The 11455-nt window shown below is 70.3% G+C and carries 13 protein-coding genes; 8 read left to right on the top strand and 5 right to left on the bottom strand.

Annotated features, from left to right (window positions below):
- Positions 1-94: 94 nt before the first annotated feature.
- Entirely contained in the window at positions 95-943 is an 849-nt protein-coding gene (locus AB0O28_RS33000) for a helix-turn-helix transcriptional regulator (RefSeq protein ID WP_363646486.1), read from the bottom strand.
- A gap of 145 nt (positions 944-1088) precedes the next feature.
- Here AB0O28_RS33000 and AB0O28_RS32995 point away from each other — a divergent pair, with 145 nt between their 5' ends.
- The 4 genes from AB0O28_RS32995 (at position 1089) to holA (ending at position 4147) form a co-directional block, all read left to right on the top strand.
- The gene (locus AB0O28_RS32995) at positions 1089-1355 is read left to right on the top strand and encodes an Atu4866 domain-containing protein (protein ID WP_363646485.1); all 267 of its coding nucleotides are present in this window, start codon (positions 1089-1091) and stop codon (positions 1353-1355) included.
- Positions 1356-1453: 98 nt separating this feature from the next.
- Complete coding sequence (locus tag AB0O28_RS32990) at positions 1454-2212, top strand: glucose 1-dehydrogenase (protein ID WP_363646484.1); 759 nt, start codon at positions 1454-1456, stop codon at positions 2210-2212.
- Between the two features lie 106 nt (positions 2213-2318).
- A complete protein-coding gene (locus AB0O28_RS32985; protein WP_363646483.1) occupies positions 2319-3086 on the top strand; it encodes an SDR family oxidoreductase in 768 nt (255 codons plus the stop codon).
- 95 nt (positions 3087-3181) lie between these two features.
- The gene (gene holA / locus AB0O28_RS32980; RefSeq protein WP_363646482.1) at positions 3182-4147 is read left to right on the top strand and encodes a DNA polymerase III subunit delta; all 966 of its coding nucleotides are present in this window, start codon (positions 3182-3184) and stop codon (positions 4145-4147) included.
- A 17-nt stretch (positions 4148-4164) separates the two neighbouring features.
- On the opposite strand, the gene AB0O28_RS32975 is transcribed toward holA, so the two are convergent.
- On the bottom strand, positions 4165-4662 hold the full coding sequence (locus tag AB0O28_RS32975) for a MarR family transcriptional regulator (RefSeq protein ID WP_363646481.1): 498 nt from the start codon (positions 4660-4662) through the stop codon (positions 4165-4167).
- Between the two features lie 66 nt (positions 4663-4728).
- On the opposite strand from AB0O28_RS32975, the gene AB0O28_RS32970 reads away from it, so the two are divergent.
- The gene (locus AB0O28_RS32970; RefSeq protein WP_363646480.1) at positions 4729-5934 is read left to right on the top strand and encodes an MFS transporter; all 1206 of its coding nucleotides are present in this window, start codon (positions 4729-4731) and stop codon (positions 5932-5934) included.
- Between the two features lie 104 nt (positions 5935-6038).
- Here AB0O28_RS32970 and rpsT read toward each other — a convergent pair whose 3' ends face one another.
- Both rpsT and AB0O28_RS32960 read right to left on the bottom strand, forming a co-directional pair.
- Positions 6039-6311: a 30S ribosomal protein S20 gene (gene rpsT / locus AB0O28_RS32965; RefSeq protein WP_363646479.1), complete on the bottom strand. Its 273-nt coding sequence runs from the start codon at positions 6309-6311 to the stop codon at positions 6039-6041.
- 137 nt (positions 6312-6448) lie between these two features.
- Complete coding sequence (locus AB0O28_RS32960) at positions 6449-7570, bottom strand: hypothetical protein (protein ID WP_363646478.1); 1122 nt, start codon at positions 7568-7570, stop codon at positions 6449-6451.
- Positions 7571-7701: 131 nt separating this feature from the next.
- Here AB0O28_RS32960 and lepA point away from each other — a divergent pair, with 131 nt between their 5' ends.
- The 3 genes from lepA to AB0O28_RS32945 all read left to right on the top strand — a co-directional run bounded on the left by lepA (position 7702) and on the right by AB0O28_RS32945 (position 10859).
- Positions 7702-9525: a translation elongation factor 4 gene (gene lepA, locus AB0O28_RS32955; protein ID WP_363646477.1), complete on the top strand. Its 1824-nt coding sequence runs from the start codon at positions 7702-7704 to the stop codon at positions 9523-9525.
- A gap of 67 nt (positions 9526-9592) precedes the next feature.
- Positions 9593-10240: an MOSC domain-containing protein gene (locus tag AB0O28_RS32950; protein ID WP_363646476.1), complete on the top strand. Its 648-nt coding sequence runs from the start codon at positions 9593-9595 to the stop codon at positions 10238-10240.
- 55 nt (positions 10241-10295) lie between these two features.
- Positions 10296-10859, top strand: coding sequence for a hypothetical protein (locus AB0O28_RS32945; RefSeq protein WP_363646475.1), 564 nt, complete (start codon positions 10296-10298; stop codon positions 10857-10859).
- On the opposite strand, the gene AB0O28_RS32940 is transcribed toward AB0O28_RS32945, so the two are convergent.
- The gene (locus tag AB0O28_RS32940) at positions 10860-11450 is read right to left on the bottom strand and encodes a TetR/AcrR family transcriptional regulator (protein WP_363646474.1); all 591 of its coding nucleotides are present in this window, start codon (positions 11448-11450) and stop codon (positions 10860-10862) included.
- Positions 11451-11455 lie beyond the last annotated feature (5 nt).

The following is an 11455-nucleotide window of genomic DNA, read 5'->3' as shown; positions in this document are numbered from 1 at the left end:
CAGCGCGGGCACGTGCGCCCGCTCGGCAGCGGCCTGTCCGCACCGAATACCGGGGCGGCGGACTCTGGCCGTGGAAGTGCTCCTGACCTGCCGATCAACGGTGCGGACGTGGTTCGGCCCGGCGCCGGGTGGCGTGGATGGAGCCGAGGAGGTCGAGGGCCTGAGCGCTGACGCTGCCTGGCTCGGCATGGTAGATCACAAGCTGCTGGCCGGGGGCGTCGCGTACGTCGAAAGCCTGGTAGGTGAGCGTGAGGGGTCCAACGTCGGGGTGGAGGAAGTGCTTGGCGTCCTGGGTCTTGCCGCGCACGGTGTGAGCGTTCCATAGGCGGGCGAAGTCCACACTGTGCTCGGTGAGGGTGCGGACGAGTTCGCGTAGCCGCGGGTTGTCCGGATCGAAGCCCGCTGCCTGGCGCAGATTGGCGACGGTGGCCTGGGCCGCTCGGTCCCAGTCTGTGTAGAAGCCTCGGCCCGCGGGGTCGAGGAAGGTCATGCGGGCCAGGTTGTCCGCCGGCTCGAACGGGGCGTAGAGGGCGTCGGCCAGGGAGTTGGTGGCGAGGATGTCCAGGGTTCGGCTCATGACGAATGCCGGAGTGCTGGGGTAGCCGTCCATCAACTGGCGCAGCGCCGGGCTGACCCGGTCGGCGACGTGGGCGGAGGGCCGGTAGCCCGGCGCCGTCCCGGCCAGCAGGTACAGGTGCGCTCGGGCATCTGCGTCGAGGCGCAGCGCGCGGCTGAGGGCGTCGAGCACCTGGGGTGAGGGGTTGCGCTCGCGCCCTTGTTCCAGGCGGGTGTAGTAGTCGGCGTTCACTCCGGCCAGGACGGCGACCTCCTCACGGCGCAGCCCGGCGACTCTGCGGGCCCCGTAGCTCGCCATGCCGACGTCCTCCGGCTGCAGCCCGGCGCGGCGGGCGCGCAGGAAGTCCCCCAGATGGTTGCTGTCCATGTGCTCAGGCTATGCGGCGGCTCCGCCGTGCTGCCTGGGTGCGCCGCACCCAGGCAGCACACGTCCTGGTTGATGCCTCCCGGCCTGCGCAGACTCGGTGGAGCGAGCCAGGACGCGTGGAGTGAGCAAAGGAAAGGAGCCCGCCATGGCCCAGATCGCCGATGACGGCAACGTCGACGTGATCGGAATGTGGGTGACAGCGGACGGTTACATCCGCCAGGAGTTGCTGCCGGACGGTCGCTACGACGAGGCCCGCGGCGAGCGGCGCAGCGCGTACACCGGCCGGTACACGGTGACCGGCAGCCACCTCGACTACGTCGACGACACCGGGTTCACCGCGACGGGTGACATCCGGGACGGGGTCCTCTATCACGAGCACCTCGTGCTGTACCGGGAGGAGAGGCCGTCATGACAGAGGTCGCCTGCGGCTTCACCGGCGTATGACCGGCGCTCGCAACGCCACAAGACCCGACCCAGCGATCGGCACAACGAGACACAGGGGGATTTCCCATGACAGGGCAACGACTCGCCGGCAAGGTCGCGCTGATCACCGGCGCGACCGGCGGCATCGGCACGGCGACCGCCGAACTCTTCGCCGACGAAGGCGCCCGGCTGGTGATCACCGATGTCGCCGAAGGGCCCCTGCGCGACCTGGCCCACCGGATCGAGGCGCGTGGCGCGGAGGTCGTTGCCGCCCGCCTCGACGTCTCCTCCGCGTGGGAGTGGGACAACGTGATCGGCGTCGTGCGCGACCGGTTCGGCATGCTGGACGTGCTGGTGAACCTCGCCGGCATCGTGGACTGGCCGGGCATCGAGGACACGCGGGAGGACGCCTGGGACCGCGTCATCGACGTGAACCAGAAAGGCACCTGGCTCGGGATGAAGGCGGCGATGCCGCTCCTGCGCGCGAGTGGCAACGCGTCTGTGATCAACACGTCATCGGTGCTCGGGCTCGTGGGAAGCGGCGCCGCCGCGGCCTACCAGGCGTCCAAGGGCGCGGTGCGTCTGTTGAGCAAGACCGCCGCGGTCGAGTACGCGCGGCAGGGAGTGCGGGTCAACTCCGTGCATCCCGGGGTCATCGCGACGCCGATGATCCAGGATCTCCTGGACGAGCAGGGTGATCAACAACCGGACATCCAGCGCACCCCGATGCGCCGGGCCGGCCGTGCCGACGAGATCGCACCCGCTTTCCTCTTTCTCGCCTGCGACGACTCCTCGTTCGTCACCGGCTCGGAGCTCGTGGTCGACGGCGGGCTCACCGCTTACTGAGCAGCGGACGCAGGACGGCGCGCAGAAAAGTCTGCAGCCGCGTCATCGCGAGGCGATCCAGGCGCCTCGCAACCGGCGTCTGACCTCACCACCCAAGGAGTGGACAATGACACCCGCGAATCCGTCCGTCGAGACCGCCGAGTTCGCTAAAAAGGTCGCCCTCGTCACCGGGGCCGCGCGCGGCGTGGGCAAGGAGACCGTCCGGCTGCTGCACCACCGTGGCGCACAGATCGTCGCCGTCGATCAACGCCCCGAGGTGAAGGAACTGCCCACCGAGTTTCCGGGCGTGCACCCCCTTGTCGGCGATGTCACCGATGAGGCGACCGCCCACCTCGCGGTGCGGGAGGCCGTCGATGTCTTCGGCGGTCTCGACATCCTGGTCAACAACGCCGGGCGCACCCTCAACAAGCCGATCACAGAGACGACGGCGCAGGACTGGGACGCCGTGATGGCGGTCAACGCCCGAGGTTCTTTCTTCTTCGCCCGCGAGGCGTTCCGTGCGATGCGGAGCCTTGGTGGTGGAGCCATCGTGAGCACGGGCTCCTACGTCTGCACGATCGCGCTGCCCGAGGGCGCCGCCTATAGCGCGTCCAAGGGGGCACTGGCCCAGTTGACCAAGGTCCTCGCCGTCGAGGGCGGGCCCTTGGGCATCCGGGCGAACATCGTGGCCGCGGGCGTCATCGAGACGGACTTCCTCGACACCTTCCGCTCCGACAGCCGTGCGTACCTGGCGTCCTTCGCCGGCGCCCAGCCGCTCGGCCGGGTGGCCAAGCCGGAAGAGATCGCCGAGGTGCTCTGCTTCCTCGCATCGCCGCGTTCGAGCTTCGTCACGGGCGCCGTGGTCGCGGCGGACGGCGGGTTCACCGCGATTTGAGCGGCAGACCCGTACCCCCGCAACACGGCAGCGGCAGGGCGGACAGCGGGCGTGCGGATGTGCCGTGGCCGTCTGGGCGTGGCATGCTGCCTGACATGGCGAATCCAGCACCCGTGACCCTGGTCGTCGGCGACGAGGAGTTCCTGGCCGATCGCGCCGTCGGCTCCATCGTGGCGGCGGTACGCGCCGAGGACCCGGGGGCGGAGCTGCGCGATCTTCAGGGGAGCAAGGTGGAGCCGGGGGAGCTCACCGGGCTCGCCTCCCCCTCGTTGTTCGGTGATCGGTCGGTCATCGTGATCCGCGGGGCACAGGACCTCTCGAAGGACGTCATCGCCGAGATCGTGAAATACACCGCCCATCCGGCCGACGACACGGTGCTGGTGCTGGCCCACCCCGGCGGGGTCAAGGGGAAGGCCCTGGTCGACGGCGTGAAGAAGGCAGGCGCCGACGTCGTCACCGTGACCAAGCTCACCAAGGCGGGAGAGCGGCTCGACTTCATCAAGGCCGAGGTGCGCGGGGAGGGCCGTTCGATCTCGCCCGCCGCCGCCCAGGCGCTGCTCGACGCCGTGGGCAGCGACCTGCGCGAACTGGCGGCCGCCTGCAACCAGCTCGCCTTCGACACCGAGGGCAAGAACATCGACGAGGCGGCGGTCGCGAAGTACTACCGGGGACGCGCCGAGGTCAGCGGCTTCACGATCGCCGACCTGGCGATCGAAGGCCGGCTGGGGGAGGCGCTGGAACAGGTCCGGTGGGCGATCGCCACGGGCGTGGCGCCGGTGCTGATCGTCAGCGCGCTGGCGGGAGGCCTGCGCTCGCTCGCCAAGGTGGGCGGGGCGCCCCGCAACCTGCGCGGCGGCCAGCTCGCGAGCCATGTGGGCATGCCGCCCTGGAAGATCGACCGGGTGAAGCGCCAGCTGGCCGGCTGGGGACCGGAGGGGATTTCGATCGCCCTGCAGGCCGTGGCCACCGCCGACGAGCAGGTCAAGGGCGGCGGCACCGACCCGGCGTACGCACTGGAGAAGGCCGTCCACACGATCGTCACCAGCCGCGGCACCCGCTGAGCGCTGCCGCCGCCGGCTCAGGCGGGGCCGGGGTTCTCCATACGAAGCAGCATCCGCTTGAGCAGCGCGGCGATGACGTCCTGGTCGTCCGGCCCCAGCACGCCCACCATCGCGTCCTCGACCTCGCCGCGCAGGTCCATCGCCTTGAGCCAGATCGCGCGGCCCTCGCTCGTCAGCTCCACGTCCACCCGGCGGCGGTCCTCCGCGCTGCGGATGCGCCGGACGAGCCCCGCCTTCTCCAGGGTGTCGAGACGGCCCGTCATGCCGGCGGGAGAGACCTTCAACTCGGCGGCGAGCTCTGACGGGGTGGCCCGGCCGCCTTCCCCGCGGGCGCCGAGCCAATGAAGCGTCTCGTACTCGAAGTCCTGCAGGCCCACCGCGGCCAGCGCGGTGTCCTTCGCCTGGGCCAGGTGCTTCACCAGGAACTGCATGCGCGTGACGATCGCCTCCACGCGTTCGTCGAACGGCGCCCTGCCGCGCCACCGCGCGATGTGCCGGTCCACCGAGTCGTCCACGGAACAATCATACGCCGGATGAAAATACGTTGACGAAAGATTCGCTGACGAAATACCTTCCCTCGCATGATTGCACGTCTGGTCGCCGGGCGGACGGTCGCGGCGCTCGCCACCGCCCTGATCCCCACCGGGCTCACCCTCGCCGTCATCAGGGTGACCGGCTCCGCCCTCGACCTCGGCGTCGTCCTCGCCGCAGAGATGCTGCCCATGCTCCTGCTGCTCCCGGTCGGCGGAGTGATCGCGGACCGCTTCCCGCCGCGGCGGGTGATCCTCGTGGCCGACCTGGTCCGCTGCGCCGCTCAGGTGGCGCTCGGGTCGCTGCTCCTCCTCGGGCACCCCGGTATCACCGTGATGGCGGTGCTCGCGGCGCTCACCGGAGCCGCGGTGGCCTTCGGCGTCCCCGCGGTGTCACCGCTGGTCATCGGAGTGGTGCCCGTGGAGCACCGGTTGCGGGTGAACGCCCGCATCGGAGTGGCCGGCGGCCTCGCCCAGATCGCCGGCCCCGCGCTCGCCGGAGGTCTGACGCTGTGGCTCGGGCCGGGCTGGTCCTTCCTGCTGACCGGGGTCCTGTTCGCCGGCTCCGCGGTCACGCTGGGCGGCCTGGTCACGGCTCCCCGGCCGGTGACCGAACGCGATCACTTCTTCGGTGACCTGCGGGAAGGGTGGCGCGAGGCGCGGCGGCACCGCTGGTTCCTGATCAGCGTGGCCGGGCACGGCGTCTGGCACCTCGGGGCAGGCGTGCTGCTGACCCTCGGCCCGGTCATCGCCGTACGCAGCCTGGGCGGGGAGCCGGTCTGGGTGGTCGTCGCGCAGGCGGGAACGGTGGCGACGGTGCTCGGCGTCTTCATGGCTCCCAGGCTGCCGATCCGGCGGCCGCTCGCCGTGGCGGCGGTCGGGGCGGCGACCTACGCGTGCCCGCTCGTCGCCTTCGCGTTCCCTGCGGCGTTCCCCGCGCCGGCCGTGGTCGTCACCGCGGCCTACGTCGTCGCCATGCTGGGCGTGGGGATGCTGACGCCGCTGTGGGAGACGGTCGTGCAACAGCGTGTGGAGCCCCAGGCCCTCGGCCGGGTGGACTCGTTCGACGCGCTCATCTCCTTCGCGGCCCGGCCCCTCGGGCTCGCCGCGGCCGCGCCGCTCGCCGCCTGGGCCGGGTCCGCGGCACCTCTGCTCACGGCGGCGGTGCTGGTGGCCGCGGTCAACCTGGCCGTGCTCGCCCTGCCCGAGGTCCGGCGGCGCACGACGGAGGAGGCGCAGCCGCCCGTGCCCGCCTGACACCCGGCCGCGGGTACGCGAAAGCCGCGGGTACGCGAAGAGCGGCGGGTACGCGAAAACGCCGCATCCCCCGCGAGGGGAGATGCGGCGTGCGCTTGGTGGAACTACTTGGCGGCCTGCAGGGCGGCGGCGCGCTGGGCGATCGCCGACTTCCGGTTGGCGGCCTGGTTCTTGTGAATGACGCCCTTGCTGACGGCCTTGTCGAGCTGCCGGGACGCGGCCTTGAGCGCGACGAGGGCCTCGTCGACGTTGCCCTGGTCGGCGGCCTCGCGGAACTTGCGGACCGCGGTCTTCAGGGACGACTTGACGGCCTTGTTACGCAGCCGGTGCTTTTCGTTCTGCCGGTTGCGCTTGATCTGGGACTTGATGTTCGCCACGAAGAAAGCCTCAGTGTTAAGTCTAGGTCGGATGGGGCGCGCGGGCTCGTGAGAGGGCGCGCCACACGCAGTTGGACAGGATACCAACAGCCCGGGTCGCCGCTCAAATCACGACGACAGGGCCGCCCCCGCTCATGCTATCGCGGCGCGGCCGCCGAGGTCCGCACATCGGACCGCCCGCCCGAGGACTTCACGCCCGAGGACTTCACGCCCGAGGTCTTCATGCCCGAGGACTTCACGCTCCCTGCGGCGCCGCCGCGCACCCAGGCCCGCTCGTATTCCCTCCAGTCCTCCTCGGTGGCCGCGAAGTCGACGTACAGGGCCAGGCCGAACTCGGTGCGGGGCCCGTGCTCGCTGATCGCGAGCCGCGCGCCCTCTGCCGCGGCCTCGACGCTCTCGGCCCAGTCGCCGTAGGAAATGCCGTGGTCGTGATACGCCGGAGCCCCGATGAGGAGGGTCTTGTCCTCGGGCACGAGGTCCAGGGCGAGCGAGGTCTGCCGTGCGACGTAGCCGCCGTACAGGGACGGCAGGGGCGTCCCGGAGTCGTATGTCATGATCGCGACCTGGTCCGTGAGGCCGGCGACCTGGCGGAAGTAGTCCGGCGTCCAGTACTTGTCGTGGCCGATCGCCAGGGCGGCGGGGGCGCGCAGGCCGGGCAGCGGCTCGATCTGCTGGGTGGAGACCGACAGGAGCCGGGTGCCGATGGCCGCCCGTGTCTCCCGCAGCACGCCGAGGAACGGCCCGTCCCCGTCGTCGACCGGTTCGAAGTCGTAGTGGATTCCGTCGAACCCGAGGGTGACCAGATCGCGGGCGCCCGCCACGACGCGGGCCCGCGTCGCCGGGTCGGCCAGGCTCAGATGAGGCTTGCCGTTGTCGTTCACCGTCTGGCCGAGCCAGGCCGACACCCGGACGCCGGGCACGTTCTTCCGCCACCATTTCAGGAAATTTCCGGCATTGGCGTAGCGATCGGGCGGTAACGTCCCGTCGTACTTGAACGGCCCGCTGTGGACGTACACGTCCCTGATCCCGCCCGCGCGAAGCCGTACGGCGAGGGCCCGCACGTCGGCCTCGGTGCGGCGGCCGTCCACCCAGGCGTGGCCCATCCACAGGGCGTCGTGGCCGGTGGTCCTGGCCCACCCGGCGGGCGTTCCGGCGTACTGCAGGCGCAACGCGGCCGCGGCTGCGAGGCCGAGCGCGAGCGGTATGGCGACGACGGCGGCGACTACTCGCAGGACACGTCTGGTGGTCAAGGCAAGCATCCGGACATGCCACCATGGAGGGTGGCTGGTTCGCCAGCCTCGAAAGGGCCCGCCGAGCGAGACGAGAGCGGCCCGATCGACCAGCAGTCACTCGAAACCTGTATGACCACATCTTGTCGAAACGGACCCCGGTGCGCACTCAGCCTGGCCAGACCGACCCCGCGTTGATCCGCAACTTCTGCATCATCGCGCACATCGACCATGGCAAGTCGACCCTCGCCGACCGCATGCTGCAGATCACCGGCGTGGTGGACGACAGGTCGATGCGTGCGCAGTACCTCGACCGCATGGACATCGAGCGGGAGCGGGGCATCACCATCAAGTCGCAGGCCGTGCGGCTTCCGTGGAACGGCCACGTCCTCAACATGATCGACACGCCGGGCCACGTGGACTTCACCTATGAGGTGTCCCGGTCGCTCGAGGCGTGCGAGGGCGCGATCCTGCTCGTGGACGCCGCCCAGGGCATCGAGGCGCAGACGCTGGCCAACCTCTACCTGGCCATGAACGCCGACCTCCACATCATCCCGGTGCTCAACAAGATCGACCTGCCCGCCGCGCAGCCCGACAAGTACGCCGAGGAGATCGCGGGCCTGATCGGCTGCGACCCCGGCGACGTGATGCGCGTGTCCGGCAAGACCGGCGTGGGTGTCAAGGAGCTGCTCGACCATGTCGTGGAGCACATCCCGGCGCCCGTCGGCAAGGCCGACGTCCCCGCCCGGGCGCTGATCTTCGACTCGGTGTACGACACCTACCGGGGCGTCGTGACGTACGTCAGGGTGGTCGACGGACACCTGTCCAAGCGCGAGCGTGTGCTGATGATGTCCACCGGTGCCCAGCACGAGCTGCTGGAGATCGGCGTCATCTCGCCGGAGCCCATGCCGTCCGACAAGGGGCTCGGCGTCGGCGAGGTGGGTTACCTGATCACCGGTGTGAAGGACGTGCGCCAGTCGCGGGTCGGTGACACGGTCACCAACGCGGCCAAGCCCGCCGCGGAGGCGCTGGGCGGCTACGAGCACCCCAAGCCGATGGTCTACTCGGGGCTCTATCCGATCGACGGCGACGACTACCCCGAGCTACGCGAGGCCCTCGACAAGCTCCGCCTGAACGACGCCGCTCTCGTTTACGAGCCGGAGACCTCGGCCGCGCTCGGCTTCGGCTTCCGCTGCGGCTTCCTCGGGCTGCTGCACATGGAGATCGTGCGGGAGCGGCTGGAGCGCGAGTTCAACCTGTCGCTGATCTCGACGTCTCCCAACGTCATCTACCGGGTGATCATGGAGGACGGCAACGAGCACGTCGTCACCAACCCCTCGGAGTTCCCGGCCGGCAAGATCGGCGAGATCTACGAGCCGGTGGTGAAGGCCACGGTGCTCGCGCCGGCCGAGTTCATCGGAGCGATCATGGAGCTGTGCCAGGGCCGCCGCGGCCAGCTCCAGGGCATGGACTACCTGTCGGAGGACCGGGTCGAGATCCGCTACACGCTCCCGCTCGGCGAGATCATCTTCGACTTCTTCGACCAGCTCAAGTCGAAGACCCGGGGGTACGCCTCGCTCGACTACGAGCCGTCGGGCGAGCAGGCGGCCGACCTGGTCAAGGTGGACATCCTGCTGCAGGGCGAGACCGTCGACGCGTTCAGCGCAATCGTCCACCGCGACAAGGCGTACGCCTACGGGGTGGAGATGGCCAAGAAGCTCAAGGAGCTCATCCCGAGGCAGCAGTTCGAGGTGCCCATCCAGGCCGCCATCGGCGCCCGCGTCATCGCCCGGGAGAACATCCGCGCCATCCGCAAGGACGTCCTGGCCAAGTGCTACGGCGGTGACATCAGCCGTAAGCGCAAGCTGCTGGAGAAGCAGAAGGAAGGCAAGAAGCGGATGAAGATGGTCGGCCGGGTGGAGGTCCCCCAGGAGGCCTTCGTCGCGGCCCTCTCGTCCGAGACGCCGGACAAGAACAAGAAGTAGCTCCGTCCGACTTGAACAGAACTTAATAGGATCGCCGGGAAACATGACCATCCGTTAACGTTTGGGCATGCGGATCCTCTCTGTGAACGTGGGCCGGGCCGTCGACGCCGAGTGGGCCGGCAACCTGCGGCGCACGGCGATCGACAAGCGGAAGGCGGACGGCCGGCTCGCCGTACGCGAGAACGGCCTGGCGGGCGACGAGCGCGCCGACGTCGCCAACCACGGCCACCCCGACCAGGCGGTGTACGCCTACGCGCGGGAGGACTACGACTGGTGGGAGCCCCGCATGGGCCGCGAGCTGCGCGACGGCCAGTTCGGGGAGAACCTCACAACCTCCGGCGCCGACGTGACCGGCGCGGTCCTCGGGGAGCGGTGGCGGGTCGGCACGGCCGTCCTGGAGGTCACCGCCCCCCGCGTCCCCTGCGTCGTGTTCCGCAACTGGCTGGACGAGCGCGGCTGGGTCAAGCGCTTCACCGAGGCGAACCGCACCGGGGCGTACTTCCGGGTGATCGAGCAGGGCGAGCTCGGCGCGGGCGACGAGATCGAGGTGCTCGACCGGCCCTCGGACGGCGTGACGATCGCCGAGTCGTTCCTGGCTTACCACGGCGACCGCAACCTGCTGCTGCGGATCCTCGCCCTGCCCGGCCACAGCGACAAGTGGGACCGGGTCGCCGAGCGCGTGCTCGGAAGCCGGACCGACGCGGTCGCGAGCTGATCACGAACTGCCCGCGGCCCTCGGTTCCGGCCGCGGAGCGATCTACCGTGGCCGCATGAGACGCCTCGCGGGTCTGCTCGTGGTCGGATCGATCGCCTTCGGGGCGACCGGCTGCACGGTTCCCACCAACGGGATCACCGGTCTCAGCGTGGACCGGGCCGGGCACCTCGTCATCGTCCTGGCCTGGTGCGGGCGGCAGCCGGACGGCGTGACCGTCTATCACGAGCGGTACCCGGAAGACCCCACCCCGGCGACGTACGACCCCGATGCGACGGAGCCGGCCGATCCGTCCATCGTCGACGCCTCCTATCTGGCTCCCCGGGTGGCGGGTGAGACGGCGTCCTTCCGGCTCGACGCTCCCGGCGACGGCTGGCGGGCCGATCGGGAATTGCCGTCGCTCGATCCCACCGTCACCTACTGGGCATATGGCTGGACGAACGACAACAGCTATTCGACGTCGCACGCCGAGTTTCAGCCCGGCGACGCGGACAAGCTCAGGCGCAAGCCGGGCACGGTGCTCGTCAAGGAGTACGACGACAGGAAGGGAAAACTCGTCGACGCGCTGATCCCGCGGGCCGAGTTCGACCGCAGAGGACAGACGGAGGAGTGCCCTTCCTGATCAGGCGAACCGGGCGAGGAGCCGGTCCAGCATCCGCTGCCTGGCGGGCCAGGGGAAGGCCGGGACGCCGACGCTGAGCACGGCGTAGCCGTGCAGAGCCACCCACAACGCGGTGGCGTCCAGTTCCGGGGAGCCGTCACCGCCGGCCTCGGCGACGGCGGTGACGAGCCGGCCGAACGCCTGCCCGCCTGAGAGATCCTCCATCGTCCGGGTCTTCGCCGGGCCGCTCCGGCGCCGCTCGAAGGCCACCCGGTAGCGGTGGGGCCGCTCCTCGGCGAAGGCGAGATAGGCCACGCACAGGGCGCGCAATCGGGCCGCCGGATCGTCCACGCCCTCGACGGCGGCGGCCAGCGCGGCGTCGAGTTCGGCGAACGCCCGTGCGACAACGGCGTCCACGACGGCGTCCCGGTCCGCGAAGTGCGCGTAGATCGACGGCGCGGCTATCCCGGCCTGCCGTGCCACCCCGCGCAGGGTGATCGCGTCCTCGCTGCCGGTCTTCTCCAGCAGGGCGGTCGCCGCCGTGACGATCTCCTCCCGGAGACGGCCTCCCTCTCCTCGCCTGTTGCGCGCCCGCTGTCCCTCGATGCTCATGTTTA

Source organism: Microbispora sp. NPDC088329, from assembly GCF_040685655.1.
Classification (GTDB): Bacteria; Actinomycetota; Actinomycetes; order Streptosporangiales; family Streptosporangiaceae; genus Microbispora.
The sequence above is the reverse complement of the archived record's forward strand: the minus strand, read 5'-3'. Positions and strand labels throughout refer to the sequence as shown.

What these genes read in the sequence shown, in the direction of transcription:
- AB0O28_RS32990 (WP_363646484.1), top strand. Translation starts at nt 1,454, where the DNA reads ATGACAGGGCAACGACTCGCCGGCAAGGTCGCGCTGATCACCGGCGCG.
- holA (WP_363646482.1), top strand. Translation starts at nt 3,182, where the DNA reads ATGGCGAATCCAGCACCCGTGACCCTGGTCGTCGGCGACGAGGAGTTC.
- AB0O28_RS32985 (WP_363646483.1), top strand. Translation starts at nt 2,319, where the DNA reads ATGACACCCGCGAATCCGTCCGTCGAGACCGCCGAGTTCGCTAAAAAG.
- AB0O28_RS32960 (WP_363646478.1), bottom strand. Translation starts at nt 7,570, where the DNA reads ATGCTTGCCTTGACCACCAGACGTGTCCTGCGAGTAGTCGCCGCCGTC.
- AB0O28_RS32950 (WP_363646476.1), top strand. Translation starts at nt 9,593, where the DNA reads ATGCGGATCCTCTCTGTGAACGTGGGCCGGGCCGTCGACGCCGAGTGG.
- AB0O28_RS32945 (WP_363646475.1), top strand. Translation starts at nt 10,296, where the DNA reads ATGAGACGCCTCGCGGGTCTGCTCGTGGTCGGATCGATCGCCTTCGGG.
- AB0O28_RS32940 (WP_363646474.1), bottom strand. Translation starts at nt 11,450, where the DNA reads ATGAGCATCGAGGGACAGCGGGCGCGCAACAGGCGAGGAGAGGGAGGC.
- AB0O28_RS32995 (WP_363646485.1), top strand. Translation starts at nt 1,089, where the DNA reads ATGGCCCAGATCGCCGATGACGGCAACGTCGACGTGATCGGAATGTGG.
- AB0O28_RS32970 (WP_363646480.1), top strand. Translation starts at nt 4,729, where the DNA reads ATGATTGCACGTCTGGTCGCCGGGCGGACGGTCGCGGCGCTCGCCACC.
- AB0O28_RS33000 (WP_363646486.1), bottom strand. Translation starts at nt 943, where the DNA reads ATGGACAGCAACCATCTGGGGGACTTCCTGCGCGCCCGCCGCGCCGGG.